Origin of the sequence: Rhodococcus aetherivorans (assembly GCF_011058165.1) — a bacterium.
Taxonomy (GTDB): domain Bacteria; phylum Actinomycetota; class Actinomycetes; order Mycobacteriales; family Mycobacteriaceae; genus Rhodococcus; species Rhodococcus aetherivorans.
In genome coordinates, this window is the sequence record NZ_JAALEG010000003.1 from 87,515 (window position 1) to 113,192 (window position 25,678).

Here is a 25,678-nt window from a genome sequence, read left to right on the forward strand (position 1 = left end):
GTTTTCCGGATGCAGGAAGGATCCCCATGCGCACCGTGCGACGCACCAGCCTCATCGCCCAGGTCACCGAGCAGTTGCGCGACCAGATCCGCACCGGCGCCTGGGCGGTGGGCACCCGCATCCCTCCCGAACCCGCCCTGGCCGAGCTGACCGGGACGGGCCGCAACACCGTGCGCGAAGCCGTGCAGGCGCTCGTGCACTCGGGGCTGCTGGAGCGGCGGCAGGGCTCGGGCACCTACGTCGTCGCCACCTCGGAGGTGGGCAGCGCTCTCGGCACCTACTTCGCCGACGCCCACGAGCAGGACGTGCTCGAACTGCGGCAGGCGCTGGACGTCACCGCCGCAGCGCTCGCCGCCCGGCGCCGCACCGACGCGGACGCCGCGCACCTGACCGAACTGTTCGACGCGCGGATGCGCGCGTGGGCCGACCCGCGTTCGGCCGCCGCCCTCGCCGCCGACGTCGCCCTGCACCGCGCGATCGTCGAGGCCAGCCACAACGCCGTGTACCTCGAGTTCTACGACTCGCTGCTGCCCGTCATCGAGGAGACGATCCGGCGCCGCGTCGACGAGACGGGGGCGGGGTTCCACGACGAGCACCGCGAGCTGGTGCTCGCCGTCGTCGCGGGAGAGCCCGGCCGCGCCACCGCCGCCGCGCTCGCGATGTTCGGGGAGCTGCGCGGCGGCGAAGGCTAGAGGAGCAGCCGCACCAGATCCGAGGTGTGTGCCAGCCCCGGGAACGCCTCCTCCGTGGAGCGCGGATGCAGGGCGTGCACGGCGAGCCGGAACATCACCGCGCGCAACAGCATCTGCGGCCATTCCGGCAGGTCCTCCCACCGGCCGATGAGCTCGTCGTCGGCCCCGCCCCACGACAGCGCGTCGACGACGGCGACACCGGCCGCCCACGACGCGGGCCGCCAGTAGGGGGTGATGTCGGTCAGGCCCGGCGCGGCGCTGCCGGCGAAGAGCACGGTGCCGAACAGGTCACCGTGCACGAGCTGATCGGGCAGGTGGACCGGCTTGCGCAGCGTCGCGAGCTGGTTGATCAGGTCGATGCTCTTGCGTCCGTCGGGAGTGACGGTTTCCGGGGCGCCGGCGGCGCGGGCGGTGCGCAGGGGCACCGCCTCCCACGCCGCGCGGTCGGCGGCGACGAACACGTCGACGTCCTCCCACGGCGCCACGGGCGGCTGCATGAGGAAGCGCGGCCGCTCCAGCTGGGCGGTGGCCGCGTGCAGCCGCAGCGACAGGGCCACCACCTCGTCGTGCCGCGGTTCGGAGGTGCCCACGATGTAGGTGTCGGCGCGCCAACCGGAGACGACGTAGCGGCCGTCGGTGGAGCGGACGGGCCGCGCCAGTCGCACCCCGTCGACCCCGAGGGTCTCGCGCACCTTCGCCGACCACGCTGCGCGGGCATGGTCGGCGACCGGCGAGAGCACGACGTCGCCGCACCGCCAGCCACCGTCCCAGTCCGCCCCGAGCGGGACCGGTTCGACGTCGCGGAGGCCGAAGGTCGAGCGCACGTGCTGCGGGGGTTCGAGGGGACTCACGGGGCACACCGTACAGTCGGCGCCGCCCCGTTGAGGGGAAGGCACTCCGTTACCCGGGGACACCATTCCCGCATCGTTATCTTCCCCGTATTCCCTCAGTACACGGGCAGCGAAGGGTCCACCTGCTGCGCCCACGCGAGCACCCCGCCCTGCAGATGCGTGGCGTCCGCGAACCCGGCCTCCTTCAGCACCGCGAGGGCCTCGGCCGAGCGGATCCCCGTCTTGCAGTGCAGCACGATCGGCCTGTGCTGCGGCAGCTCCGCCAGCGCCTCGCCGGAGAGGATGCGGTCCTTCGGGATCAGCCGCGCCCCCTCGATGTGGACGATGTCCCACTCGACCGGCTCGCGCACGTCGATCAGCTCGATCTCCCGGTCCGACTCGAGCAGCCGGCGCAGCTCGGTCGGGGTGATGGTGGACTCGGCGAGGGCGGCTGCGCCGTCGTCCGGCACCACACCGCAGAAGGACTCGTAGTCGACCAGCTCGGTCACCGGCACCCGGCCCGGGTCGCGGCGCAACGTCACCGTCCGGTAGCTCATCGCGAGAGCGTCGTAGATCATCAGGCGTCCGAGCAGCGACTCGCCGATGCCGGTGATCAGCTTGACCGCCTCGGTGGCCATGATCGACCCGACGGACGCGCAGAGCACCCCGAGCACGCCGCCCTCGGCGCAGGACGGGACCATCCCGGGCGGCGGCGCCTCCGGGTACAGGTCCCGGTAGTTCAGCCCCCGCCCGTCCGGTGCGGCCTCCCAGAACACCGACACCTGTCCCTCGAACCGGAAGATCGACCCCCATACGTACGGCTTGCCGGCGAGGACCGCGGCGTCGTTGACGAGGTAGCGGGTGGCGAAGTTGTCGGTGCCGTCGAGGATCAGGTCGTACTGCTCGAACAGTGCGACGGCGTTGCCGGGGTCCAGGCGCACCGGGTGCAGCCGCACCTCCACGTTGTCGTTGATCCCGCGGATCGTGTCGCGGGCGCTCTCCCCCTTGGGGCGGCCCACGTCGGCGATCCCGTGGATCACCTGCCGTTGCAGGTTGGACGATTCGACATCGTCGAACTCGACGATGCCGAGGGTGCCGACACCCGCCGCGGCGAGGTAGAGCAGCACCGGCGAACCGAGGCCGCCGGCGCCGATGCACAGCACCCGCGCGTTCTTCAGCCGCCGCTGCCCCACCACCCCCACCCCGGGGATGATCAGGTGCCGGCTGTAGCGGGCCACCTCCTCGCGCGTCAGGTCCGCAGCGGGTTCCACCAGAGGTGGTAATGGGCTCACGACAGCTCCTCGGCCGGCTCGATCGGGCGGTTACCCGATTGTCCCATCCTCACGCCCGCGGATACGGCCACGGGTTGAACCTGCAGGTGAGTCCGTCGCGGGGGACGAGGCCCTCGGGATCGAGGCCGGCGATGTCGTCGTTGGCGGTGCCGAAGGACTGCTGCATCATGATCGGCGCGAGGCCCCCGTCGCTGCCGCACCCCTCGTGGGCGGCGAAGCCGATGGCGTGCCCGACCTCGTGGTTGATCTGATACTGACGGTAGGAGCCGATGTCACCCTGGAATGCGACGGCGCCACGCACCCACCGCGGCTCGTTGAGCAGGACCCGGCCCAGGCCCGGGTTGTAGCACGACACCTCCAGCTCGATGTCGTACCCGCAGCCCTGCCGGATCGTCATCTGGGACGTCAGCGACACCCGGAAGTCGGGCACGCCCTGATCGACGCGACGGAATGCGAACGCCGGGTCCTGTGTCCAGCTCTTCGGGTTGGCCAGGGTCTCGTCGACCATCCGGGCGAACGCCGCGTCGCCGCCGTAGCCGGTGGCGTCGACCCCGTCCTCGATCTCCACGGTGTAGGTGTAGACGCGGCCGGTGCCGACCTGACCGCTGGTCCCGGGCACCACCCGCCAGGTGCCGGCGCCGGCCACCGTGAACGGCCCGCCGTCCGGGAGCGCGCCGGACGGCAGATCGGCGGGGAACGTGCCGTCCGCGACCGGCGCGGGCACGCCCACCACGTCGCCGGATGCGGCCGCCGCGTCCCCGGCCGCCGTGGCCTCGGGCGTGCTGCCACCGGTGCGCAGCGCATCCACCAGGACGATCACCGTGAGGACCGCGAGGACGGGGATGGCGTAGGCCCGCCATCCGTAGGTCGCGACGAACCGGCCGAGCCGGGTCTGCCTGCGCACCCCGCGGTCCGGGCGCGGCGGGCGAGGAACCTTCTCCCCGCCCGAGACGGGATCCCACTGAGCTCGCAGAGGCTGGTGGGAAGGGGCGCGGCTGCGTCGCCGGTCGGACGTCCGGTCCTCGGGTGTCCGGTGCGGACTGCGCACCGGGCGGCGCGGTGTGTCCGTCACGCCGGCTCCTGCTCGGTCGGTCACGGTTGCCAGACTCTCATACGGCCGTCGCCGGCCGTGCCGGGTCGCCGAGCGCGGGCGCCGACCGCCGCCACGCCGATGTGGCGCCGCGCACAGTGGGCCTTCGGCTGGGATACTCGTGGGTAGGGGTGCACGGCACCTCGAGGCCCCCCGGCCTGTAACGTGCAGAGACGATTGCACGTCGTAGTGGTAGGCATCACTTCGACGAATTTTTCGGATTGGGAGCGACATGACCGAACTCGCAGCCCGGACATCGTCCGGCCGCGCCACCAGCTCGGGCAACGGCACCGGCACTCGACGCGGCGCCCGGATGCCGCGGGACGAGCGCCGGGTCCAGCTCCTCGCTGCAGCCAGCGAAGTCTTCGTCACCCGCGGATACCACGCGGCCGGCATGGACGAGATCGCCGAGTGCGCCGGGGTCAGCAAGCCGGTGCTGTACCAGCACTTTCCCGGCAAGCTCGAACTGTACTGCGCTGTGCTGCAGAGCTACGTCGACAGCCTGATCGCCGGAGTCCGCCAGGCCCTGCGGTCGACGACCGACAACAGGCAGCGCGTCCGCGCCGCGGTGCAGGCGTTCTTCGACTTCGTCGACAACGACTCGCAGGGTTTCCGTCTGGTGTTCGAATCGGACCTGATGGGCGAGCCGCAGGTGGCCCACCGCGTGGAGCAGGCCACCGAGGCATGCGTCGACGCGGTGTTCGACCTGGTGAGCCACGACTCCGGTCTGGACCCCTACCGGGCGCGCATCCTGGCGGTCGGCCTCGTCGGCACCAGCCAGTTCACCGCCCGCTACTGGCTCGAGGCCGCCCGGCCGATTCCGAAGGAGGACGCCGTCGACACCACGGTCGCTCTCGCCTGGGGTGGACTCTCGCACGTGCCGCTGCAGCCGGAGCTGCGCAGGCGGTAACCGGAAGGCGCCGACCAGACGGCGCCGACCCCAGGGCCGGGGCCGCGCCCGCGACGACAGAAGGGCCGGGGCAGCAGCCCCGGCCCTTCGTCGTGATGCCGTCGTTCTAGGTCGCCGCGAACCCGACCTTGCGAATGTCGGCGGGGCCGATCTCGACGTAGGTGACCCGCGCCGCCTGCACGATGAGCTTGCGGCCCTTCTCGTCGACGAGTGTCAGCACGCCGTCCTTCTCGCCGGCCAGGGCTTGCGCCACGAGCGACTCGACCTCGTCGGGCGTCTGCTCGCTGATCACGGTGAGCTCGCGGGGACTGTCCGCAACACCGATCTTGACCTCCACGGTCGACCTCCGAACTCTCAGGGCTCTACAGCTGTCCCCGCCCAGGCTAGTGCAGTCCCAGCACCGCCATCCGCTCGGCGTGCTCGAGCTGCATCCGGTCGAACAACGCGGCAATGTCGGTGAGATCACCGGACGCGGCGATCACCAGATCGGTGAGGTCCTCACGCTGGGCCATCACGTACTGCGCCTGGGTGATGGCCTCGCCGAGCAGCCGCCGTCCCCACAGCATCAGCCGGTCCTTGTCGGCCGCGCTGCGCCGCACCGCCTCGCGCACCTCGTGCACCACGAACTCCGAGTGCCCGGTCTCGGCGAGGACCTCCCGCACGACCTCCGCCACCTCGGGGGCGAGGGTGCCGGCGATCTCGCGGTAGAAGTCGGCGGCGATGCCGTCGCCGACATACGCCTTGACCAGCGACTCGTGCCAGTTCGAGGGGTTCGTGGAAGCGTGGTACGCGTCGAGGGCGCGCCGGTAGGGCTCCATCGCCGTGTAGATCTCCACGCCGCGCGCGGTGAGCGCGGCGTGCAGCGTCTCGAAGTGGCTCATCTCCGCGGCGGCCATGCTCGCGAACGCCACCCGCCCCTGCAGGCTCGGCGACATCCGTGCATCGTCGGCGAGGCGGTAGAAGGCCGAGATCTCACCGTAGGCGAGCACCGCGAACAACTCGGCGACGCCGGGATGATCGGCCGGGACGCGCGCCGGAGCGGCGGGTGGACGAGACTCTGCGGCGGACGGCGACGTTTCGGCTCCCATGACGACACAGCGTAGTACCCAGCCGGTGACCGCGCGGCTCACGGTACAATGGTCCTGGAAGGCCGCGCCTCGAGGCGCCGACCACCGGCCCCGCGGACTTCACCGATGATGTGCGCGCACCCGATCGCAGATCGCTGCCGCGCCTCGCAGAGCCCGTTCCGGTCGCTCTCGCTGAGGCGCAGGCCGGTCGCCTCTCCACTCGTGCGTGCGTGCCGAGACCAGGAAGGCCAGACCCCTGAGCAAGATCACTGTCGACCACGAAGACGACGCCACCGAAACCACGGTGTCGGCCCAACTCGACTCCACCCACACCCCGCCCACGTTCGGCGAGCTGGGCGTGCGGGACGAGATCGTCCGCGCTCTCGCCGAGATGGGCATCGAGCGCACCTTCGCCATCCAGGAGCTGACGCTCCCCCTCGCCCTCGCCGGCGACGACCTGATCGGACAGGCGCGCACCGGCATGGGCAAGACCTTCGGGTTCGGTGTCCCGCTGCTGCACCGCCTCACCACCACCGCGTCCGGCACCACCGCCCTCGACGGAACGCCCCGCGCCCTGGTGATCGTGCCGACGCGCGAGCTGTGCCTGCAGGTCACGCAGGACCTCGAGAACGCCGCCAAGTATCTCCGCGGCGCCGACGGACCGCTGAAGGTTCTGTCCGTCTACGGCGGGCGCCCGTACGAGACACAGGTCGACGTGCTGAAGAAGGGCGTCGACGTCGTTGTCGGGACCCCGGGCCGCCTGCTGGATCTCGCCAACCAGGGTCACCTGATCCTCGGCAAGATCGGCATCCTGGTGATGGACGAGGCGGACGAGATGCTCGACCTCGGCTTCCTCCCGGACATCGAGCGCATTCTCGGCATGGTGCCCGACCGCCGCCAGACGATGCTGTTCTCGGCGACGATGCCCGGCCCGATCATCACGCTCGCCCGCACCTTCCTCACGCGCCCGACGCACATCCGGGCCGAGGAGCCGGAGTCCTCCGCGGTGCACGAGCGCACCAACCAGCTCGTCTACCGCGCGCACGCACTGGACAAGGCGGAGCTGGTGGCGCGGGTGCTGCAGGCCGAGGGCCGGGGCGCCACGATGATCTTCACCCGCACCAAGCGCACCGCGCAGAAGGTCGCCGACGAGCTCGCCGAGCGCGGCTTCGCCGTCGGAGCCGTGCACGGCGACCTGGGGCAGATCGCCCGGGAGAAGGCCCTCGACAGGTTCCGCAAGGGCAAGATTGACGTGCTCGTCGCCACCGACGTGGCCGCCCGCGGCATCGACATCGACGACGTCACCCACGTCGTGAACTACCAGTGCCCCGAGGACGAGAAGACCTACGTCCACCGCATCGGCCGCACCGGCCGGGCGGGGCGCACCGGCATCGCCGTCACCCTGGTCGACTGGGACGACATCCCGCGCTGGCAGCTCATCGACAAGGCCCTCGACCTCGGCCTGTCCGACCCTGTCGAGACGTACTCGAGTTCGCCGCACCTGTTCGAGGAGCTGGGCATCCCCGAAGGCACGACCGGCACGGTCCGCAAGGCGCCGGCGGAGCGGCCCGCCCGCGAGGAGGCCGCCGAGGCCGCCGAGGACGCGGCACGACCCAAGCGCACCCGGGTCCGCCGGCGCACCCGCGGTGGCCGGCCCGACTCCGGAAGTGCCGAGAACACCGGACCCGAGAACACGAGCGCCGCGTCGGAGCAGGCCGAGGACTCCGGGGACGGGACGGCGGCGCCCGCACGCCGGCGCCGGCGCCGGCGCCGCGGCGGTTCCTCCGCGACGGCGAAGAGCGACACGGTCACGGCCTCGGCTGCCCAGTAGTCGGCCGCGATGCTCGCACCGGAGCGCAGAACCCGGGCGGACCTGATCGCAGCCCTCCTGCTCGCCGTCGCGGTCGTCGCGGCGGCGAGCGTCGTCTGGCTGCGGTCGGACGCACGCGGCACCGTGTCCGTCACGACCGACGCGGCACCCGAGGCGCCGGCGTCCGCGACGGCGGTGCCGTCGACGCTGACGGAGGCGTGGCGGGCCCCCAGCGGTGCGACGTCCCGTCCGATCGCGGTCGGAGGTGTCGTGGTCACCGGCGACGGCGGCACGGTCACCGGCCGCGCCCTCGACTCGGGCGCCGAGCTGTGGCGCTACGGCCGCGACATGCCGCTGTGCGGGGTCGTGGAGGACTGGCGCACCGCCGTGGCGGTGTACCGCGACCAGCGGGGATGCAGCCAGGTGACCCAGCTGGTCCCCGATTCGGGGATGCGCGGGGCGCAGCGTTCCAGCGACGCCGACGACGCAGTGACCCTCACTGCCGCCGACACCCACGTGATCTCGCGGGGCGACACCCGCCTCGAACTGTGGCGGTCGGATCTCGTGCGCACGCTCGAGTACGGGCGCGTGGACGCGCCCGTCGTGCCGGGGGCGCAACCCCGCAACGGGTGCACGCTGCGCTCGGCCGCGGCCAGCAGCACCCGGCTGGCGGTCGTCGAACGCTGCCCGGGCGAAGAGGCGGACCGGTTGACGCTGCTCGAGACGACCCCGGAGGCAGACTCCCAGCCGAAGGAGATCGCCTCGTCGGTGCTGCCGGAACTGGGGCCGGACGACATGGGTACGCGCGTCGTCGCGGTGAGCGGTGAGCGCACGGTGCTGTACCTGCCGCCCACCGCCTCCTCCGGGCCCGTTCTCGCCGGATACGACGCCGCCGGCACGCTGACCGCCCGGCACCCGCTGTCGGCCGCGGCGACGCCGGACGCGGTGTTCCCCGCCGCGGTGCAGGGTTCGTTCCTCACGTGGTGGTCGGGCACGGAGACCGTCGCCCTCGGCGGCGACGACCTGGTGCCGCGGTGGACGCTGCCCGGGACGACGGGCACCGGCGCGGCCATGGCCGGGGCCCTGCTGCTGCCGGTGCGCGACGCCCTCGCGGTGGTCGAGCCTGCCACCGGGGCGGTGCAGGGCCGGATTCCGGTCGTGCGCGACGAGGCGGGAGTGGTGAACGTGGCGGTCGCCGGGACTTCGGTGCTCGAGCAGCGCGGGCCGCAGGTCGTAGTGCTGCGATGAGCCCCCGAGGAACTCACCGCGCACCTCACGACGTGAAGGTGACCAGCTTCTTGCCGTCGCGCCAGTGGGCGAGCAGGTTCTCGGCCAGCTCGCGATAGGCCTCGGCGCCCTTGTTCTTCCGGCCGGCGAGCACCGACGCCCCCGACGCCGACGCCTCCGCGAAGCGCACGGTGCGCGGGATCGGCGGCGCGAGCACCGGCATGTCGTACCGGTCGGCGACGTCGGCGAGCACGTCGCGGCTGTGCGTCGTGCGGGCGTCGTAGAGCGTCGGCAGGGCACCGAGGAGCTCGAGGTCGGGGTTGGTGATCTGCTTGACCTCGGCGACGGTACGCAGCAGCTGCCCGACGCCGCGGTGCGCGAGGGTCTCGCACTGCAGGGGCACGAGCACGGACTGCGCGGCGGTCAGGCCGTTGAGCGTGAGCACGCCCAGCGACGGCGGGCAGTCGATCACGACGACGTCGAAACTGTCGAGCAGCGGGGCCAGCGCCCGCCGGAGGGTGAACTCCCGCCCCGGCCGCATCAGCAGCAGCGCCTCGGCCCCGGCGAGGTCGATCGTCGCGGGCAGCAACGTGAAGCCCTCGTCCGTGTCGAGCAGAACCTCCTTGGCCTCCGCCGCCCCGACCAGCACGTCGTGCACCGAGCGTTCGAGCCGGTCGGGGTTGTGCCCGAGCGAGAATGTCAGGCATCCCTGCGGGTCCAGGTCGACGACGAGCACCCGCTGCCCCAACCCGGCCAGGGCGGCCGCCAGAGACGCGACGGTGGTCGTCTTCGCGACGCCACCCTTCTGATTTGCCACCGCAAGTACCGTTGTCACGGAACGATCCTCGCCTAAAAGTCGTCCGAACGCGAGAATCGACCGCGACTTCCGCCGTCCGGCGGGTCGCCGATCCCCACGAAAGGCCCCCGATCGTGATCCGCCGCGCCCGTCCCGCCGACGTCGACGCCCTCACCGCCCTCGTCTACGAGCTGGCCGAGTACGAGAAGGCCCGCGCCGAGTGCACCGTCGTGCCCGAGCAGCTGCACACGGCGTTGTTCGGCAGGGACGCCGCCGCGTTCGCCCACGTCGCAGAGGACGCGCAGGGAACGGTGGTGGGCATGGCGCTGTGGTTCCGCAACTTCTCCACCTGGGACGGGGTGCACGGCATCTACCTCGAGGACCTGTACGTCCGGCCCGAGCACCGGGGCCACGGCCACGGCCGCGCTCTGCTCGCGGCACTGGCCCGCGAATGCGTCGACCGCGGCTACAGCCGCCTGAGCTGGTCGGTGCTGGACTGGAACACGCCGTCGATCGGGTTCTACCGCTCGCTCGGCGCCGTCCCGCAGGACGAGTGGACCACCTTCCGCCTCAGCGGGCAGGCACTCGCCGCGCTCGGCGGAGATCAGGCCACGTCGTCGGCGTCCGGGGCGTAGTCCTGCGCCAGCCAGCGCGTCGTCGGCGGGCTGAACAGCAGCACCAGCGCCGGCACCACGATCAGGGCGAGCAGGATGCCGAGCACGACCTGGTGGGAGTCCGTCAGCAGCGACCAGGCCACCGGCAGCAGCAACAGCTGGGCGACGATCGCCACGGCCCGCCCCCACCGCTTGCCCCGCAGCAGCGCGATCCCGGCCGCGAGCACGCCGCCGAACAGGATCCCCAGCCACAGTGCGAGGCCGTAGCCGTTGCCGACCGTCTGGTCGTGCCCGCCCGTGAGGGCCCGGACCACGGAGACCACAGCGAAGCCGATGGCGATCACGCCTTCGAGGACGACGAGACCACCCGCGGCTCGAACGGTCGACGGAACGGTGCTGCGTGGCGACTCGGTGGACACCCGGCCAGCGTAGTGGACCCGTGCGAGACCACTTAGGCTGATGCTCCGTGCGCGCACTGCTGATCGTGAACCCCAACGCGACGACCACCACTCCGGCCGGTCGCGACCGGCTGGCCCGTGCGCTCGCCGACCGGGTCTCCCTCACCGTCGCCCACACCACCCATCGGGGGCACGCCGCCGAACTGGCCCGCTCGGCGCACGCCGACGGGATGGACGTCGTCGTCGCGCACGGCGGCGACGGCACCGTCAACGAGATCGTCAACGGCCTGCTCGGCACCCCGTCGGAACGGGTGGCCGACCCCACTCTCCCCCTGCTCGCGGTGGTCCCCGGCGGCTCGGCCAATGTCTTCGCCCGGTCGCTGGGCGTGGACGCCGATCCGGTGACGGCGACCGAGCAGTTGCTCGACCTGCTGGCCCAGCGCACCACCCGCCGGATCGGCCTCGGCCACTGCGACGGCCGGTGGTTCGTCTTCAATGCGGGCCTCGGGCTCGACGCGCAGGTGTGCGAGGCCATCGACCTGAGCCGGCTGGGCGGGCGGAAGGTCACCACCGCGCGTTACGTCGCGCATTCGATCACGCAGTTCTTCAAGTCGAAGGGCGCCGAACCCGCGTTGACGTTGACGCTGCCCGGCCGGCCACCGATCCCGGGCGTGTACTACGCGTTCGTCTCCAATTCCAGCCCGTGGACCTACCTCGACAAGCGCCCGGTGCACACCAACCCGGGCACCTCGTTCGAGACCGGGCTCGGAGTCTTCGCGATGACGACGACGGCGGTGTTCGCGAGCCTGCGGGTGGTCCGCCAGCTGCTCGCGCGGCGCGGCGATCCGAACTCCCGTCGCCTGGTGCGCGTCGACGACGTCGCGCGGGTGCAGGCGGTGTCGTCCCGGCCGATCGGCCTGCAGGTCGACGGCGACTACCTGGGCCTTCGCACCGAAGTAGAGTTCGTGTCGGTGCCCGCCGTGCTCGACGTCGTGGCCCCGTGTCCCGCGCGCGCCGACGCCCGTACGTGATCCGGGTTACATTTTCGTTTCCCGAGGTGTACAAAGGAAGTTCGAACCCAAATACCCGGGACACCGTCGGCGTGAGCTTCCCCACGGTCGTGACGTTTTCTATTGACTTCACGCTGGTTCGTGAAAGCATTCACAAGTAACCGCGCGGAAACACTTGCCGACGCGCACATGAACTTGCCACCACGATCAGCCGGTGCGACGAGCACTATCGAAGGAGAGTAGAAGCATGGACTGGCGCCACAAGGCCATCTGCCGCGACGAGGATCCCGAGCTGTTCTTCCCCGTCGGCAACAGCGGTCCGGCCCTCGCGCAGATCGCCGACGCCAAGCTCGTGTGCAACCGCTGCCCCGTCACCGCCGAGTGCCTCTCGTGGGCCCTCGAGTCCGGCCAGGACGCGGGCGTCTGGGGCGGCATGAGCGAGGACGAGCGTCGCGCCCTCAAGCGCCGCAACGCCCGTACCCGGGCACGCACCGCGGTCTGACGCGACCTACGCCACAGAGTTCCGGGAAGGCCCGGCACCGTTTCGGTGCCGGGCCTTCCCGCGTCCGGAGGTCGATCCCCCGTCCCGGCAGGGACACGGCAACACCGTCCCGGCAGGGACACGGCGACACCGTCCCAGCAGGGACACGGCGAGACCGTCTCAGCCGAGTGTCACCCGGCCCAGCGGGACCCGCAGCCGCGCGTCGGTGCCGGTCGGCGCAGCCCGTTCGAGCCGCAACGTCCCGCCGAGTTCCGCGGCGACGAGCGTGCGCACGATCTGCAGGCCCAGGCGGTCCGAGCTGCCGAGGTCGAACCCCTCCGGCAGACCCTTGCCCTCGTCGTGGACCACCACGTCGAGCCAGCGGGCCGACCGCTCGGCGCGCAGCGTCACGGTGCCGGAGGCACCCGGGTCGAAGGCGTGTTCCACGGAGTTCTGCACGAGTTCGGTGAGCACCATCACCAGCGGTGTCGCCCGCTCGGCGGGGAAGACCCCGAGGCTGCCCTCCCGGCGCACCCGGACCTGGCTGCCCACGGCCGCGACGTCGACGACGATGGGGATCAGCCGGTCGACGACGTCGTCGAGATCGACCTCCTCGTCCACCGACATCGACAGCGCTTCGTGCACGAGCGCGATCGACGTCACCCGGCGTACCGCCTCGGCGAGGGCCTGCCGGGCCTCGGTGTTGCCGGTGCGCCGTGCCTGCAGCCGCAGCAGGGCCGCGACCGTCTGCAGGTTGTTCTTCACCCGGTGGTGGATCTCCCGGATGGTGGCGTCCTTGCTCAGCAACGCCCGGTCGCGCCGCTTGACCTCGGTGACGTCGCGGATGACCACCGCAGCGCCCTCGAGCCGGCCGCCGGGCGCGAGCACCAGCGCGCGCAGCAGCACGGTGGCGCCGCGGGCCTCGATCTCCATGGGCCGTCCCAGCTTGCCGTGCACCGCTCCGCGCAGATAGGTCTCGACGTCCTCGCTCTCGAACGGATCGGTCACCAGCGCGCGCGTCGTCTCGATCAGGTTCTGGCCGAGCAGGTCGGAGTTCAGGCCCATCCGGTGGTAGGCGGACAGGGCGTTCGGGCTCGCGTACACCACCCGGCCGGACCGGTCGAGGCGGATGAAGCCGTCCCCGGCCCGCGGACTGGACTTGGTGTCGGATCGGGATTCCGGATTCGGGAAGGTGCCTTCGCAGATCATCGTGAACAAGGCGTCGGCGCATTCGAGGTAGGCGGTCTCGAGGGCGCTCTTGGTGCGCCGCGCCACGGTCGCCGCGTCGCGGCTCAGGACCGCGATGACCTGCCCGTCCCAGCGGACCGGCACGGCCTGACGGCGCAGGGGCGCGACGTGGCTGGGCCGTGAGTCCGCGGAGACGACCACTCCGGTCTCGAGGGCCCGCAGCACGTGTGGGTGCTCCCGTTCGGAGACCACCGAACCCACCATGTCCTCGGGCAGCACGGTCGAGGCGGTGGTGGGCCGGCACTGCGCCACGCACACCACCCCACCCGGCTCCGCGCTCACCCACAACAGGACGTCCGCGAAGGACAGGTCCGCGAGCAACTGCCATTCGCCGACGACCCGCTGGAGGTGATCGACCGCACTGCCCGGCAGGTCGGTGTGCTCGGCGAGGAGGGCACTGAGGGTGGACACGGGTGGCACGTGCGGACTCAGGAGATGACCGCGATGAGATCGCCCTGCTGGACGACGTCGCCGACGACCACGTCCAGCGATGTCACGGTGCCCGACGTCTCGGCGAGCACCGGGATCTCCATCTTCATGGACTCCAGGATCACCAGTGTGTCGCCTTCGGCGACGACGTCCCCCTCCTGCACGACCACCTCGAACACGGTGGAGACCATCTCGGCGCGCACGTCCTCGGCCATCGGGCACCTCATTCCACGAAGAAGACGGTGGCCCTGCTTTCAGGGCCACCGGACCACACGTGAAACACTGTAATGAACCAGAAAGGAGATCGGACCATGGGTAAGCGAGGCCGCAAGAAGCGCAGCCGCAAGGGCAACGCCGCCAACCACGGCAAGCGTCCCAACGCCTGAGGCGCGCGCACACGAGTGAGGGGGCCGGAAGCAGCTGCTTCCGGCCCCCTCACTCGTTGGTGGCTCAATCCCGGACGTCGGTGCGGGTCGTCACGACGACGGTCCGCCGGATCTCTATCAGCAGCCGCTCCCGGAGGCCCTCCGGAGCGTGCTCGCCGCCACATTTGCGGCTCAGCAGGGACTTGAGCTGGGACTCGAGCCCGTACGCCTCGAGGCAGGACCCGCAGTCGTCGAGATGGCGCTGCAGGCGCTCACGCGACCGATCGTCGCACTCGCTGTCGAGCAGCAGGTAGACGTCCGCGATCACCGCGGAACAGTCGAGCTGATCGAAGTCGGCCGACTCGCTCACCTCGAGACCTCCTTCTTGTCCGCACCGTCTCCGACGGCCGCATCGACGGCTCCGCTCCGGTTGAATCCCCGCTCCCGCGCGACATCGGCCAGCAGGCCGCGCAGCTGCTTGCGGCCGCGGTGCAGCCGCGACATCACCGTGCCGATGGGGGTCCCCATGATCTCCGCGATCTCCTTGTACGGGAAGCCCTCGACGTCGGCGTAGTACACCGCCATCCGGAACTCCTCGGGCAGCTCCTGCAGCGCAGCCTTGACGTCGTCGTCGGGAAGCGCGTCGAGCGCCTCGACCTCGGCCGACCGCAGACCGGTGGAGCTGTGCTCGGCGGTCGCCGCGAGCTGCCAGTCGGTGATCTCCTCCGTCGGGTACTGCGCGGGCTGGCGCTGCTTCTTGCGGTAGGAGTTGATGTAGGTGTTCGTCAGGATGCGGTACAACCACGCCTTGAGGTTGGTGCCCTCCTTGAACGAGGAGAAGGCGGAGAACGCCTTGATATACGTCTCCTGAACCAGATCCTCCGCGTCCGCAGGGTTGCGGGTCATCCGCAGGGCCGCGCCGTAGAGCTGATCGAGCAGGGGCAGTGCATCCCGCTCGAACCGTTCGGCCAGTTCCGCACCAGACTCCTCGACCACACCGATCCCTTCACTTGCCGTATCCGTGAAGGCTACCGGTCGGGGCGGGCACAGCACAGGCACGCGGTACTCCCTCGCTCTCGGTCACCGGCCGCGCCCGATCGGGGCGGCCACCCGGAATCAACACGACAGGTCCGGCCCTTGTTCCCTACATTGGCGCGCATGGCCTCGACCTCCACTCCCGCGACGAAGCTGCTGCTGCGCGAGAACGTCACCCACCGCGTCCACGAGTACCCGCACGACCCGCGGGCCGGCTCCTTCGGCTCCGAGGCCGTCGAGATGCTCGGGCAGCGGCTCGGGGTGGTCCCCGCGCAGATCTTCAAGACCCTGGTGATCAAGCTCTCCGACGGCAAGCTCGCGGTGGCCGTGATCCCGGTCCCGGCGACCCTCTCGCTCAAGGCGGCGGCGGCCGTCCTCGGTGGCGGTAAGGCGGTCATGGCCGAGCGCAGCGACGCCGAGCGCGCCACCGGCTACGTCCTCGGGGGGATTTCACCGCTGGGCCAGCGCAGCCGGCTGCGCACCGCCGTCGACGCCTCCGCGCAACAGTGGGATCGGGTCCTGTGCAGCGCGGGACGCCGCGGCCTCGAGATCGAACTCGCGCCGGCGGACCTGGTGCGGCTCGCGGGCGCGGTGGTGGCGCCGATCACCACCGGGGCCTGATTCGGCGCCGGGCGTCAGAGCAGGGTGAGCTGCTCGGCGGCGGGCGAGGCCGGGGCGAGCAGTCCGAGACCGTGGTTGCGGACGCTGCCGACCACGGCCGACACACGCCGGATCGTGATCGAGGCCACCGCCTCGCGGCTCGACTTCGGATCGGACCACTGCGACCACAGCCCGGCCGTGCAGAGGCGCGAGCCGTCCCGCGGGGACATGCAGTACGGATCCGCCCGGCCCTGCCAGCCTTGCCGGCAGGGCCGGCCCTGCCGTCGGCCGACGACGGGTCGTGCTGCCACTCGTACCAGCCGTCCGTCGGCACCAGGCACCGCCGGTGCCGCACCGGCCGCGCGAAAGCGGGCTCGAGCTCGGCCGATTCGGAGCGGGCGTTGAAAAGCGTTGCGCTCCGGTCGATCTCGGCGGCGAACGACGGGACGGTCCCCCAGCGCATCCGCCGGATCCGCCGTCACCGCATGCCGGCCGCACACGGCTTCGAAGTGTGGCAGGTGTGGCCCTCGCGCGCGGATGGGCGAAGATGGACGGGTGAATCCGTGGAGTGCGCCCCGAGCCGAGTCACCCGTCGACAGTTCCGTCACGCTGCCCGGGTCCAAGTCGATCACCAACCGCGCCCTGATCCTCGCCGCCCTCGCGGACGGCCCGTCGACCGTGACCGGCGCGCTGCGCAGCCGCGACACCGACCTGATGATCGGCGCCCTGCGCGGACTCGGCGCGACGATCGACGAACGCGACGACGGCACCACCCTGCACGTCACCCCCGGCCGGCTGCACGGCGCCCGGGTGGACTGCGGCCTGGCCGGCACGGTGATGCGATTCGTGCCGCCCGTCGCGGCACTGGCCGACGGCGACGTCTTCTTCGACGGCGACGAGCAGGCGCGCACGCGGCCGATGGGCACGGTCCTCGAGGCCCTGCGCTCGCTCGGCGCCGACGTCGACGGCGACACCCTGCCCTTCACCGTGCACGGGCGCGGCCGCCTGCGCGGCGGTGTCGTCACCATCGACGCGTCCGGCTCGTCGCAGTTCGTCTCGGGGCTGCTGCTGTCCGCCGCGGCGTTCGATGAGGGCGTCACGGTCCGGCACGCCGGGGCGGCCGTGCCGTCCATGCCGCACATCGACATGACCGTCGACATGCTGCGCGAGTCCGCGGTGACGGTGGACACCACCGTGCCCGACACCTGGCGGGTCGCGCCGGGCCCGATCCGCGCGGTGGACCGCGTGGTCGAGCCGGATCTGTCCAATGCGACCCCGTTCCTGGCGGCCGCGGCCGTCACGGGCGGCACGGTGTCGGTGCCGCGGTGGCCGCAGCGCACCACCCAGGCCGGCGACGCGATCCGCGGCATCCTCCAGCAGATGGGCGCCGACGTCGCCCTGTCCGGCGGCACGCTCACCGTGCGCGGCCCGGAGCGCCTGCGCGGCCTCGACATCGACCTGCACGACGTGGGTGAGCTCGCCCCCACCGTCGCAGCGCTCGCGGCGCTGGCGACGACCCCGTCCACGCTGCGGGGCATCGCGCACCTGCGCGGGCACGAGACGGACCGCCTGGCCGCCCTGGCCACGGAGCTCGGCAAGCTCGGCGGCGCCGCGACCGAGACCGCCGACGGCCTGCACATCGTGCCCGCGCCGCTGCACGGCGGGCGCTGGCATTCGTACGCGGATCACCGGATGGCCACGGCGGGCGCGATCGTGGGCCTCGTGGTCGACGGCGTCGAGGTCGAGGACATCGGCACGACCGCCAAGACCCTGCCGAACTTCCCCGAGCTGTGGGCCGGGATGCTGACGGGAGCACGCTCCTGAGCCGGCGCACCTACGACGAGTCCGATGTCCGGATCCGTCCGGGCAAGGGCTCGCGTCCGCGCACGAAGGACCGGCCGGCTCATCTCGACGCCGCCGAGGCGATGGTGGTCTCGGTCGACCGCGGTCGGTGGGGCTGCGTGCTGGGCGGCGATCCGGCACGGCCGGTGGTGGCGATGCGGGCCCGTGAGCTCGGCCGCACCCCCGTCGTGGTCGGCGACCGGGTCGCCGTGGTCGGGGACCTGTCGGGACGGCCCGACACCCTGGCGCGGATCGTGCGGGTAGAGGAGCGCACCACGGTGCTGCGCCGCACCGCCGACGACACCGACCCGTTCGAGCGGATCGTCGTGGCCAACGCGGAGCAACTGCTGATCGTCGTCGCGCTGGCCGATCCGCCGCCGCGGACCGGGCTGGTCGAACGGTCCATGGTCGCCGCGTACGCGGGCGGTCTCGACCCGGTGCTGTGCCTGACCAAGAGCGATCTCGCCGATCCGGCCGAGTTCACCGCGCAGTTCGCCGACCTGGACGTCCGCGTGATGCTGGCCGGACAGGATCGGGACCTGACGGAACTCCGGGAGATGCTCACCGGCAAGGTGACGGCCCTGATCGGCCACTCCGGCGTCGGGAAGTCGACCCTGGTCAACAGACTCGTCCCGGATGCCGACCGGGCCATCGGGGCGGTCTCGGGCGTCGGGAAGGGCCGGCACACCTCCACGCAGTCGGTGGCGTTGCCGCTGCCGGGCGGTGGTTGGGTGATCGACACGCCCGGTATCAGGTCGTTCGGACTCGCGCACATCGGCGCCGACAACGTGATCGCCGCCTTCTCGGATCTTGCCGAGGCGGTGGAGGCCTGCCCCCGCGGCTGCACCCACCTGGGCCCGCCTGCGGATCCCGAGTGCGCGCTCGACGAACTCGAGGGCAAGTCCCGGCGCCGCGCGATGGCGGTGCGGGCTCTGTTGACCGCGATCGCCGCGAACGAGACCTGGTGACCGAGAGCCGGTGATACGGGCCCGCGACGCCGAGCGCCCGGCGTCACGGGGACGCCGGGCGCTCGATGCGGGCTCGGGATCAGCGCATGCCCAGGAGGCGGCGCACACCGCGGACCCGGCGGTTCTCGCGGATCGCGGTCGCCAGACCGCGTCGCCGGCCGGTCGCGGGGTCCACCACGGCGGTGCCGCCGAAGCCGCGTTCGGACGCGGTTTCGGGTGCGGCGTCCGGGGTGTCGGCGAGGTACTTGTTCGGCAGCGACAGCTTGGCGATGGTGCGCCACGACTTGAAGTACTGCACCGCGAGCGGGCCGGTGGTGTACGGCAGGTCGTACTTGTCGCACAGCTGCCGGACCTTCACCGCGATCTCGGCGTACCGGTTGGACGGCAGGTCCGGGAACAGGTGGTGCTCGATCTGGTAGCTCAGGTTGCCGGTCATGAAGTCCATGACGGGGCCGCCGGAGATGTTGGCGCTGCCGAGCATCTGCCGCAGGTACCACTGCGCCTGCGACTCGTTGTCGACGTCGGCCTTGGTGAACTTCTCGGCGCCGTCGGGGAAGTGCCCGCAGAAGATGACCGCGTTGGTCCACAGGTTCCGGATGACGTTCGCCGTCATGTTCGCGGTCAGCGTGGACTTCCAGGCCTTGCCCGTCAGCGCCGGGTAGACCACGTAGTCCTTGACGATCTGGCGACCGATCTTGTCCCCGACCTCGCGCAGCTTGCGCTTGGTCTCGGCGCGGTCGTCGCGGCCCTTGGCCACCTTGCCGAGCTCGAGATGCTGGACCGCGACGCCGTACTGGAACAGCAGGGCGAGCAGCGCGTTGTAGACGATGTTGCCGTAGTTGAACGGCGACCAGCGCTGGTCCCGCGTGACCCGCAGCAGGCCGTATCCCACGTCGTCGTCCATGCCGAGGATGTTGGTGTACTTGTGGTGCAGGTAGTTGTGGGTCTGCTTCCAGTGCGCGGACGGGTCGGCGTTGTCCCACTCCCAGCTGGCGGAGTGGACCTCGGGATCGTTCATCCAGTCCCACTGCCCGTGCATCACGTTGTGCCCGAGCTCCATGTTCTCGATGATCTTCGAGACGCCGAGCAGGCCCGCACCGAGCAGCCACAGCGGACGCCGGCGGCTGCCGAACAGCGCCGCGCGCCCGCCGAGTTCCAGGCCGCGCTGCAGCCGGATCGTGTTGCGGATGTAGCGGGCGTCGCGTTCGCCGCGGGAGTCCTCGATGTCTCGCCGGATGGCGTCGAGTTCTCGGCCGAGGGCCTCGACGTCCGCCTCCGTGAGGTGCGCGTACTCCTTGATGTCCGAAATGGCCATGCGCCTACCGTACCGTAGGTTACGAGTCCGTAGGTTACGGAGATGTAGCTTGTGCGGCAGATCACTTCCGCCGGGCGGCGCGTTTGGCGGCGCGCAATGTCTGCAGCGCGGTCGCCAGCCCCTCGCGACGCTCCCCCACCGACCGCACCCGCGGCAGATCGGGACGCCGGAACTTGCGCTCGGAGGAGGTCTCCGGGGCGTCGTCCGACGTCGCCCGCAACCACGCGTCCGGCAACGCCAGCTTGTGGATCGTGCGCAGCGCCAGCAGGTACTGCTTGCCGAGCGGACCGCTCGTGTACGGCAGGTCGTACTTCGCACACAGCGTGCGCACCCGCTCCGCGATCTCCGGGTAGCGGTTGCTGGGCAGGTCCGGGAACAGGTGGTGCTCGATCTGGTAGCTCAGGTTGCCGGTCATGAAGGCCATCACCGGACCGGCATCGATGTTGGCGCTACCGAGCAGCTGCCGCAGGTACCACTGGCCCTGCGTCTCGTTCTCGTACTGCGCCACGGTGAACTTCTCGGCGCCGTCGGGGAAGTGACCGCAGAAGATCACCACGTACGCCCACAGGTTCCGCACCAGGTTGGCCGTGAGGTTCGCGGTGATCGTGCTGCGCCACGCCCGGCCCGTCATGGCCGGGAACAGCACCAGGTCCTTGCCCAGCTGCCGCGCGATCTTCCGGGCAAAGTCCTTGGTGGGCTGGGAGTTCCGCTGCCCCGGCGGCACACCGCACGCCTTCTTCTCGGCTCCGAGGTCGTGCAGGGCGATGCCCCACTCGAAGGTGGCCGCCAAGATCAGGTTGGCCACGGGCTGCAGCAGGTTGATCGGCCGCCACTTCTCGTCGCGCGTCATCCGCAGGATGCCGAATCCCACGTCGTCGTCCATGCCGACGATGTTCGTATAGGTGTGGTGCGCGTAGTTGTGGGCGCGCTTCCAGTGCTGCGACGGACCCGTCTGGTCCCACTCCCACGACGTCGAGTGGATCTCCGGGTCGTTCATCCAGTCCCACTGCCCGTGCATCACGTTGTGCCCGAGCTCCATGTTCTCGATGATCTTCGACAGGGAGAGCAGGCCCGTGCCGAGCAGCCACAGCGGACGCCGGCGGCTGCCGAACAGCGCCGCCCGGCCGCCGATCTCGAGCACGCGTTGCAGCCGGATGGTGTTGCGGATGTAGCGGGCGTCGCGCAGCCCCCGGGTGTCCTCGATGTCGCGACGGATCGCGTCGAACTCGCGGCCGAGTTCCTCGATGTCCGCGTCGGTGAGGTGCGCGAACTCGGTGATGTCGGTGATTGCCACCGGGGTCCTTCCCCCTGGTCCGGGTCGGTAGTGCGTCAGGCGCCGAGCGTGCAGTCTCCGGCAGCCGCGGAGATGCAGGTCTGAACCCGCTCCCCCTCGGCGTGTTCCTTGCCGGACCGGAGATCGACGACGTGCCCCTTCTCCAGGGGCACCACACAAGTCTGACAGATTCCCATCCGGCAGCCGAACGGCATCAGGGCGCCGGCGCTCTCACCCGCCTCGAGCAGGGTCGTCGCACCGTCGACGGTGACGGTCTTGCCCGACTTGGCGAAGGTCACCGTGCCGCCGGCGCCGGAGGTGTCCGCCCGGGTGACGGCGAAGCGTTCCAGATGGAGCTGCTCCGGCAGGCCCGCGGCATCCCAGAACCGCTCCATGTCGTCGAGCATCGCCTGCGGGCCACACGCCCACACCTGGCGCTCCCGCCAGTCCGGGCACACCGTGTCCAGCTCGGCGAGGGTGAACTTGCCTTGCTCCCGCGTCAGCCGCACGTACGGGCGGTACTGCTCGTGGTCCGCACCGAAGCGGGCGATCTCGTCGGCGAACATCACCTCGGGGGCGGTGGGCGCCGAGTGCACGTGCACGACGTCGGGCAGCTCGGCATGCGCCTGCAGCGACCGGCGGTCGAGGGTGCGCAGCATCGACATGATCGGGGTGATGCCGCTGCCCGCGGTGAGGAAGAGGATCTTCGGCGGCGGGGGGTCGGACAGGACGAACTCGCCCTTGGGCGCGGCGAGCCGCACGATCGTGCCCGCGGGCACGCCGCTCACGAGGTGACTCGACAGGAAACCGTCGGTCATGGCCTTGACGGTGATCGAGATGAGCTTGCGGTCCCAGGTGGGCGACGAGGTCAGCGAGTACGAACGCCAGTGCCAGCGGCCGTCGACGTGCAGCCCGATGCCGATGTACTGGCCCGGCGCGTACCCGAAGTCGAAGCCCCAGCCGGGCTTGATGACGAGCGTCGCGGAGTCGGCGGTCTCGCGGCGGACCTCGACGATGCGGCCGCGCAGCTCGCGCGCCGACCACAGCGGGTTGGCGAGGTGCAGGTAGTCGTCGGGCAGGAGCGGTGTCGTCAACCGCGCGGCCGCGCCGCGCAGGAGATTCGACACGGATCGGTCCCTCGTCGCGACATGCGCCGCCGGCCGCTCGATCCAGTCCTTCAGACCCATCCGATCACTTCTCCTCGTCCAGGGGCTACGCCTCCGTAGGTTACCAGCTCCCTACGGAGGCGTAGGTTGCGGCGAGACAGCCGTCACACTCGGGGCCGGGAGCGGCTCAGAGCAACTCGAGCAGGAACTGCAGTTCCTGGGCGGCGTACCAGGCGAGTTCGTGGTCCTCGGCGTCGCCCAGCACGAACTCCGCCTCCTCGTCGCCGAGGTCGGCCGCGTCCACGACCGGGAGGGCACGGGCGATGTCCTGCTCCGCGGCGGCGAGGTCCACATGCACCGACGCGACCGCGGACAGCGGCACCGGTCCGGGCAGCCGGACCACCGCATCGTCGAGATCCGGGCGCAAAGTCACCCCGTCGACGTCCGCGGCCACGACCACCCGGCGCAGGCCGAACTCGGGAGCCGGGTCGTCGTCGGCCCGGCCGGCGAGCAACCGCAACGAGGCGCGGGCCGCCTCGGCCATCGCGACCTCGGCGAGTTCCTCGTCGTCGCCGGAGGTGTACGCCTCGCGCAACGCGGGGGTGACCGCGAACGCGGTGCGGCTCACCGCCTCGAACTCGCCGTCGGCGACCAACCGCTTCAACGTCTCGATCGTGGCCGGCACGTACACCCGTGTCACAACTCACCTACTGGCATCCAACAACTCCTCGAGCGACTCGTGCAGCAGCGACGTCAGCACCTCCACATCGGGCATGGCGTCGCGGTCCGCATTCAGACCGTAGTAGACGTTGCCGTCGTACGACGTCAACGCGACGCTCAGTGCCTGGTTCTTCAGCAGGGGCGAGATCGGGTACATCTCGAGCACCCGCGCCCCGGCGAGGTAGAGGGGATGCTGCGGACCCGGTGCGTTCGTGATCATCAGGTTGAACATGCGCTGGGAGAAACCACTCGCGACACGCGCCCCGACCGCGTGCATGGTCGCGGGCGCGAACCCGGACAGCCGCATCATCGACCGCGCGGGCACCCGCCGGCCCTGCCGCGAGTAGGCCTCCCCGGCGTGCGAGATGTGGGACAGGCGGACGACCGCGTTCGGTTCACCGACCGGAAGGTCCACCAGGAAGGTCGAGACCTCCCCGCGCGGCCCCGCCGCGGACACGTCCCCACCCTCGTCGGGCGCATCCGGGTCCTGCGTGTACACCGACATCGGCACCATCGCCCGCACCACCGTCGCCTCCGTCAGCGGCTCCCCGCGTGAGAGCAGCCAGTACCGCAGCGCCCCCGCGATCACCGCCAGCACGACGTCGTTGATGGTGCAGCCGTAGCGGGCCCGGATCTTCCGGTACAGCTCGAGATCGGCCTTGACCACCGCGAACCGGCGGTTGCGGGAGATCGAGGCATTCAGCGGGCTGCCGGGCGCGGACTGGGCGGCGGTGCGCGCCAACCGGCCCACCACATCCAGCGCCTCGCCGGCGGTGGCGGCCAGATCGCCGACGGCCGCCCGCAACCCCGACACGGCCTCGCCGGGGCGGGCCACCAGCTCCGCGAGCGCGCCGAACACCAGCGCCGAGTCGCTCGGCTCCGGTTCCGGCATCCACAGCTCCTCCGGATCAACCCGGGGAGTCTCGGTGGGCTCGAAGAGCACCTGCCCGATCTCGAGTGCCTCCTCGCCGTCCACCAGGGCCGAGTGGGTCTTGGTGAACAGGGCGCACCGGTCGCCGGCCAGGCCCTCGACGAGATACATCTCCCACAGCGGGCGCGAACGGTCGAGAGGACGGGAGATCAGCCGGGCCAACAGGTCGTGCAGCTGCGCTTCGGAGCCGGGCCGCGGCAATGCCGAGCGCCGCACGTGGTAGGTGATGTCGAAGTCGCGGTCGTCGACCCACACGGGCCGCGCCAGGCCGAGCGCGACCTCGCGGGCCTTCTGCCGGTACCGCGGCACCGCCGCGAGACGTCGCTCCACCAGCCGCAGCACGTCCTCGTAGTCGAGCCCACCGCGCGGCTGCTCCAGGATGGCGAGCGAGCCGATGTGCATCGGCGTATTGCTCGTCTCCAGAAAGTAGAACGACGCGTCCTGAGCCGACATCCGCTTGGTCATCGCCCGACATCCCCCTCGTCCCGCGGCGCCCCGGCCCGCGACGACTCGCCGAGGCCGAACAGCACCGTCAATTCCGCCACCACCTCGGCGGCATCGGCATGATGCACGCCGACCATCCCCGCCGCGACCGCGCCGTCCACGTTCACCCGCAGGTCGTCGACGAACACGCACGCCGACGGTTCGAGCCCGAGACGCCGGGCCACCAGCAGGTAGCTGCGCGGGTCCGGTTTGGCGGTGCCCACGTCTCCGGACAGCACCACCTCGTCCACCAGCCGGCCGCGCCCGAGATCGCGCAGCGGGCCGGCCGCGGGACCACCCGGATCGTTGCTGAGGATCGCGGTGCGCACGCCGCGCCGGCGCACCTCGGCGAGCACCCCACCGAGCGCGGCCGCGTCCGTGCCGGGGCCCGCGAGCACCCCACCGAAATCGAGCACCAGTCCACGCATCGCCTCACCCTAGTTCGCGAGCACCGGTTCGGCGATGCAACAGCCCGAACGACGCGGCGACACCGGACCCGCCATGCTCGCGCCTCCTCGGCGCGGATGTGGCACCATGACCGGCGACTCCGTCCTCTCCCGGGGTCCGCACACCGGGCGTCGGCCGTTCCGCGCCGACGTCGCCCCCCTGGATCCGGGAGAACCGATGACATCTCCGCACGGCGACGCCCACTACGTCCGGCGCATCGTTCCGTTCGAGCCGCCGGTGCAGCGCTGTTGCCCGGCCGGACCGCATCGCCGGCACGCGCGGCGCCGCCTCACCCCGCACGACGGCCGCTCGGTGCGCGCCTCGGCGCCGCCGGCCGGCCGGCCGCTGCCGGAGGTGGATCCGGCGGCGCGACGGTTCGCCGACCTCGCGGCCCGGTTGATCCTCGAGGTGGCCGACCGGCGCCGCCCGGAGACCCAACTCGCCGCGGTGCTGCATTCGTCGCTGCACGCGACCGTCGCCGCCGTGGCGAAGTCGGGCGACACGGGGACCGCGGTGCTCCTGCGGACCCGGCTGCGCGCGGTCGACGCCGACACCGCCGAGTTGTTCGGCTCCTACGGCCGCGGCCACCGCGTATTCGCGCTGGCCGGCCGGGTCTCGCGCCATCCCACGACACGCCGGACGCCGCACGGCTGGCTGATCACCACCGTGTGGCTGGGCTGACCGGACGACGCGGCCGGG

At 71.4% G+C, this 25,678-nt stretch carries 30 protein-coding genes and 1 pseudogene; 12 read left to right on the forward strand and 19 right to left on the reverse strand.

Going from position 1 to position 25,678, the window contains the following annotated elements; all coding sequences use genetic code 11:
• Positions 1-26: 26 nt before the first annotated feature.
• A complete protein-coding gene (locus G6039_RS02115) occupies positions 27-692 on the forward strand; it encodes a FadR/GntR family transcriptional regulator (RefSeq protein WP_006942737.1) in 666 nt (221 codons plus the stop codon).
• Here G6039_RS02115 and G6039_RS02120 read toward each other — a convergent pair.
• The 3 genes from G6039_RS02120 to G6039_RS02130 all read right to left on the reverse strand — a co-directional run bounded on the left by G6039_RS02120 (position 689) and on the right by G6039_RS02130 (position 3,910).
• Positions 689-1,543, reverse strand: coding sequence for a TIGR02569 family protein (locus tag G6039_RS02120; RefSeq protein WP_006942736.1), 855 nt, complete (start codon positions 1,541-1,543; stop codon positions 689-691). The two genes, G6039_RS02115 and G6039_RS02120, sit on opposite strands and share 4 nt — an antisense overlap.
• A 95-nt stretch (positions 1,544-1,638) precedes the next feature.
• The gene (gene moeZ / locus G6039_RS02125; RefSeq protein WP_037200995.1) at positions 1,639-2,814 is read right to left on the reverse strand and encodes an adenylyltransferase/sulfurtransferase MoeZ; all 1,176 of its coding nucleotides are present in this window, start codon (positions 2,812-2,814) and stop codon (positions 1,639-1,641) included.
• Positions 2,815-2,863: 49 nt separating this feature from the next.
• Entirely contained in the window at positions 2,864-3,910 is a 1,047-nt protein-coding gene (locus G6039_RS02130; protein ID WP_373566439.1) for a DUF3152 domain-containing protein, read from the reverse strand.
• A gap of 226 nt (positions 3,911-4,136) precedes the next feature.
• Here G6039_RS02130 and G6039_RS02135 point away from each other — a divergent pair, with 226 nt between their 5' ends.
• The gene (locus G6039_RS02135; RefSeq protein ID WP_006942732.1) at positions 4,137-4,814 is read left to right on the forward strand and encodes an HTH-type transcriptional activator FasR; all 678 of its coding nucleotides are present in this window, start codon (positions 4,137-4,139) and stop codon (positions 4,812-4,814) included.
• A 106-nt stretch (positions 4,815-4,920) separates the two neighbouring features.
• Here the strand turns inward: G6039_RS02135 and G6039_RS02140 are convergent, their stop codons facing one another.
• Both G6039_RS02140 and G6039_RS02145 read right to left on the reverse strand, forming a co-directional pair.
• Positions 4,921-5,151, reverse strand: a complete 231-nt coding sequence (locus G6039_RS02140) for a DUF3107 domain-containing protein (RefSeq protein ID WP_006942731.1) — start codon at positions 5,149-5,151, stop codon at positions 4,921-4,923.
• Between the two features lie 46 nt (positions 5,152-5,197).
• Entirely contained in the window at positions 5,198-5,902 is a 705-nt protein-coding gene (locus tag G6039_RS02145) for a ferritin-like fold-containing protein (RefSeq protein ID WP_029544591.1), read from the reverse strand.
• 205 nt (positions 5,903-6,107) lie between these two features.
• Between G6039_RS02145 and G6039_RS02150 the strand changes: the two genes are divergently transcribed.
• Positions 6,108-7,712, forward strand: coding sequence for a DEAD/DEAH box helicase (locus G6039_RS02150; RefSeq protein WP_006942724.1), 1,605 nt, complete (start codon positions 6,108-6,110; stop codon positions 7,710-7,712).
• Positions 7,713-7,721: 9 nt separating this feature from the next.
• Entirely contained in the window at positions 7,722-8,939 is a 1,218-nt protein-coding gene (locus G6039_RS02155) for an Rv3212 family protein (protein ID WP_006942723.1), read from the forward strand.
• 25 nt (positions 8,940-8,964) lie between these two features.
• Here G6039_RS02155 and G6039_RS02160 read toward each other — a convergent pair whose 3' ends face one another.
• Positions 8,965-9,753 carry a ParA family protein gene (locus G6039_RS02160; protein WP_006942721.1) on the reverse strand — a complete coding sequence of 263 codons (789 nt, stop codon included), beginning with the start codon at positions 9,751-9,753 and terminating at the stop codon, positions 8,965-8,967.
• A 95-nt stretch (positions 9,754-9,848) separates the two neighbouring features.
• On the opposite strand from G6039_RS02160, the gene G6039_RS02165 reads away from it, so the two are divergent.
• Positions 9,849-10,349 carry a GNAT family N-acetyltransferase gene (locus tag G6039_RS02165; RefSeq protein ID WP_006942720.1) on the forward strand — a complete coding sequence of 167 codons (501 nt, stop codon included), beginning with the start codon at positions 9,849-9,851 and terminating at the stop codon, positions 10,347-10,349.
• Here G6039_RS02165 and G6039_RS02170 read toward each other — a convergent pair.
• Positions 10,319-10,747: a hypothetical protein gene (locus tag G6039_RS02170; RefSeq protein WP_006942719.1), complete on the reverse strand. Its 429-nt coding sequence runs from the start codon at positions 10,745-10,747 to the stop codon at positions 10,319-10,321. The genes G6039_RS02165 and G6039_RS02170 overlap by 31 nt on opposite strands.
• A 47-nt stretch (positions 10,748-10,794) precedes the next feature.
• On the opposite strand from G6039_RS02170, the gene G6039_RS02175 reads away from it, so the two are divergent.
• Both G6039_RS02175 and G6039_RS02180 read left to right on the forward strand, forming a co-directional pair.
• Positions 10,795-11,757 carry a diacylglycerol/lipid kinase family protein gene (locus G6039_RS02175; RefSeq protein ID WP_043797063.1) on the forward strand — a complete coding sequence of 321 codons (963 nt, stop codon included), beginning with the start codon at positions 10,795-10,797 and terminating at the stop codon, positions 11,755-11,757.
• A 226-nt stretch (positions 11,758-11,983) separates the two neighbouring features.
• Positions 11,984-12,238, forward strand: coding sequence for a WhiB family transcriptional regulator (locus tag G6039_RS02180; protein WP_006550236.1), 255 nt, complete (start codon positions 11,984-11,986; stop codon positions 12,236-12,238).
• Between the two features lie 159 nt (positions 12,239-12,397).
• Here G6039_RS02180 and G6039_RS02185 read toward each other — a convergent pair whose 3' ends face one another.
• Entirely contained in the window at positions 12,398-13,876 is a 1,479-nt protein-coding gene (locus G6039_RS02185) for a sensor histidine kinase (protein ID WP_029544595.1), read from the reverse strand.
• 17 nt (positions 13,877-13,893) lie between these two features.
• Positions 13,894-14,109 (reverse strand): biotin/lipoyl-binding carrier protein, encoded by a 216-nt coding sequence (locus G6039_RS02190; protein WP_003939128.1) that lies wholly within the window; start codon positions 14,107-14,109, stop codon positions 13,894-13,896.
• 96 nt (positions 14,110-14,205) lie between these two features.
• Between G6039_RS02190 and G6039_RS31365 the strand changes: the two genes are divergently transcribed.
• Entirely contained in the window at positions 14,206-14,280 is a 75-nt protein-coding gene (locus tag G6039_RS31365) for a 50S ribosomal protein bL37 (protein ID WP_022597109.1), read from the forward strand.
• A 64-nt stretch (positions 14,281-14,344) separates the two neighbouring features.
• Here G6039_RS31365 and rsrA read toward each other — a convergent pair whose 3' ends face one another.
• Together rsrA and G6039_RS02200 are read right to left on the reverse strand one after the other, a co-directional pair.
• The gene (gene rsrA / locus G6039_RS02195) at positions 14,345-14,629 is read right to left on the reverse strand and encodes a mycothiol system anti-sigma-R factor (protein WP_006942706.1); all 285 of its coding nucleotides are present in this window, start codon (positions 14,627-14,629) and stop codon (positions 14,345-14,347) included.
• Positions 14,626-15,255, reverse strand: coding sequence for a sigma-70 family RNA polymerase sigma factor (locus G6039_RS02200; protein ID WP_037200997.1), 630 nt, complete (start codon positions 15,253-15,255; stop codon positions 14,626-14,628). The genes rsrA and G6039_RS02200 overlap by 4 nt, the downstream gene beginning before the upstream one ends.
• A 162-nt stretch (positions 15,256-15,417) precedes the next feature.
• Between G6039_RS02200 and ybaK the strand changes: the two genes are divergently transcribed.
• Positions 15,418-15,915, forward strand: a complete 498-nt coding sequence (gene ybaK / locus G6039_RS02205; RefSeq protein ID WP_006942704.1) for a Cys-tRNA(Pro) deacylase — start codon at positions 15,418-15,420, stop codon at positions 15,913-15,915.
• A 14-nt stretch (positions 15,916-15,929) separates the two neighbouring features.
• Here the strand turns inward: ybaK and G6039_RS30425 are convergent, their stop codons facing one another.
• Both G6039_RS30425 and G6039_RS31370 read right to left on the reverse strand, forming a co-directional pair.
• Positions 15,930-16,205 (reverse strand): SOS response-associated peptidase, encoded by a 276-nt coding sequence (locus G6039_RS30425; protein ID WP_231385917.1) that lies wholly within the window; start codon positions 16,203-16,205, stop codon positions 15,930-15,932.
• 44 nt (positions 16,206-16,249) lie between these two features.
• Positions 16,250-16,357 (reverse strand): annotated as a pseudogene (locus G6039_RS31370) (SOS response-associated peptidase); the annotation flags it as partial.
• Between the two features lie 74 nt (positions 16,358-16,431).
• Between G6039_RS31370 and aroA the strand changes: the two are divergent.
• Both aroA and rsgA read left to right on the forward strand, forming a co-directional pair.
• Positions 16,432-17,718, forward strand: a complete 1,287-nt coding sequence (aroA, locus tag G6039_RS02215; RefSeq protein ID WP_037200999.1) for a 3-phosphoshikimate 1-carboxyvinyltransferase — start codon at positions 16,432-16,434, stop codon at positions 17,716-17,718.
• On the forward strand, positions 17,685-18,704 hold the full coding sequence (gene rsgA, locus G6039_RS02220; RefSeq protein WP_006942701.1) for a ribosome small subunit-dependent GTPase A: 1,020 nt from the start codon (positions 17,685-17,687) through the stop codon (positions 18,702-18,704). The genes aroA and rsgA overlap by 34 nt, the downstream gene beginning before the upstream one ends.
• A gap of 79 nt (positions 18,705-18,783) precedes the next feature.
• Here the strand turns inward: rsgA and G6039_RS02225 are convergent, their stop codons facing one another.
• From G6039_RS02225 to G6039_RS02250, 6 genes are all read right to left on the reverse strand, one after another.
• Entirely contained in the window at positions 18,784-20,019 is a 1,236-nt protein-coding gene (locus G6039_RS02225; protein WP_006942700.1) for a fatty acid desaturase family protein, read from the reverse strand.
• Between the two features lie 61 nt (positions 20,020-20,080).
• The gene (locus tag G6039_RS02230) at positions 20,081-21,313 is read right to left on the reverse strand and encodes a fatty acid desaturase family protein (RefSeq protein WP_006942699.1); all 1,233 of its coding nucleotides are present in this window, start codon (positions 21,311-21,313) and stop codon (positions 20,081-20,083) included.
• A gap of 35 nt (positions 21,314-21,348) precedes the next feature.
• A complete protein-coding gene (locus G6039_RS02235) occupies positions 21,349-22,479 on the reverse strand; it encodes a ferredoxin reductase (protein WP_029544604.1) in 1,131 nt (376 codons plus the stop codon).
• 106 nt (positions 22,480-22,585) lie between these two features.
• Positions 22,586-23,098, reverse strand: a complete 513-nt coding sequence (locus G6039_RS02240) for a DUF6912 family protein (RefSeq protein WP_029544606.1) — start codon at positions 23,096-23,098, stop codon at positions 22,586-22,588.
• Positions 23,099-23,101: 3 nt separating this feature from the next.
• Entirely contained in the window at positions 23,102-24,514 is a 1,413-nt protein-coding gene (locus tag G6039_RS02245) for a WS/DGAT/MGAT family O-acyltransferase (protein ID WP_043797060.1), read from the reverse strand.
• Positions 24,511-24,960 carry an HAD-IA family hydrolase gene (locus G6039_RS02250; protein WP_006942692.1) on the reverse strand — a complete coding sequence of 150 codons (450 nt, stop codon included), beginning with the start codon at positions 24,958-24,960 and terminating at the stop codon, positions 24,511-24,513. Before G6039_RS02250 ends, G6039_RS02245 begins: the two co-directional genes overlap by 4 nt.
• Before the next feature lie 196 nt (positions 24,961-25,156).
• Between G6039_RS02250 and G6039_RS02255 the strand changes: the two genes are divergently transcribed.
• A complete protein-coding gene (locus G6039_RS02255) occupies positions 25,157-25,660 on the forward strand; it encodes an Rv3235 family protein (protein WP_037201793.1) in 504 nt (167 codons plus the stop codon).
• The last annotated feature ends 18 nt before the right edge of the window (positions 25,661-25,678 follow it).

Excerpts from the sequence above, each read along its gene's own strand:
- G6039_RS02115 (WP_006942737.1), top strand. The coding sequence starts at position 27 with ATGCGCACCGTGCGACGCACCAGCCTCATCGCCCAGGTCACCGAGCAG.
- G6039_RS02135 (WP_006942732.1), top strand. The coding sequence starts at position 4,137 with ATGACCGAACTCGCAGCCCGGACATCGTCCGGCCGCGCCACCAGCTCG.
- G6039_RS02145 (WP_029544591.1), bottom strand. The coding sequence starts at position 5,902 with ATGGGAGCCGAAACGTCGCCGTCCGCCGCAGAGTCTCGTCCACCCGCC.
- G6039_RS02155 (WP_006942723.1), top strand. The coding sequence starts at position 7,722 with ATGCTCGCACCGGAGCGCAGAACCCGGGCGGACCTGATCGCAGCCCTC.
- G6039_RS02180 (WP_006550236.1), top strand. The coding sequence starts at position 11,984 with ATGGACTGGCGCCACAAGGCCATCTGCCGCGACGAGGATCCCGAGCTG.
- G6039_RS02190 (WP_003939128.1), bottom strand. The coding sequence starts at position 14,109 with ATGGCCGAGGACGTGCGCGCCGAGATGGTCTCCACCGTGTTCGAGGTG.
- ybaK (WP_006942704.1), top strand. The coding sequence starts at position 15,418 with ATGGCCTCGACCTCCACTCCCGCGACGAAGCTGCTGCTGCGCGAGAAC.
- aroA (WP_037200999.1), top strand. The coding sequence starts at position 16,432 with ATGGGCGAAGATGGACGGGTGAATCCGTGGAGTGCGCCCCGAGCCGAG.
- G6039_RS02225 (WP_006942700.1), bottom strand. The coding sequence starts at position 20,019 with ATGGCCATTTCGGACATCAAGGAGTACGCGCACCTCACGGAGGCGGAC.
- G6039_RS02235 (WP_029544604.1), bottom strand. The coding sequence starts at position 22,479 with ATGGGTCTGAAGGACTGGATCGAGCGGCCGGCGGCGCATGTCGCGACG.
- G6039_RS02245 (WP_043797060.1), bottom strand. The coding sequence starts at position 24,514 with ATGACCAAGCGGATGTCGGCTCAGGACGCGTCGTTCTACTTTCTGGAG.
- G6039_RS02250 (WP_006942692.1), bottom strand. The coding sequence starts at position 24,960 with ATGCGTGGACTGGTGCTCGATTTCGGTGGGGTGCTCGCGGGCCCCGGC.
- G6039_RS02255 (WP_037201793.1), top strand. The coding sequence starts at position 25,157 with ATGACATCTCCGCACGGCGACGCCCACTACGTCCGGCGCATCGTTCCG.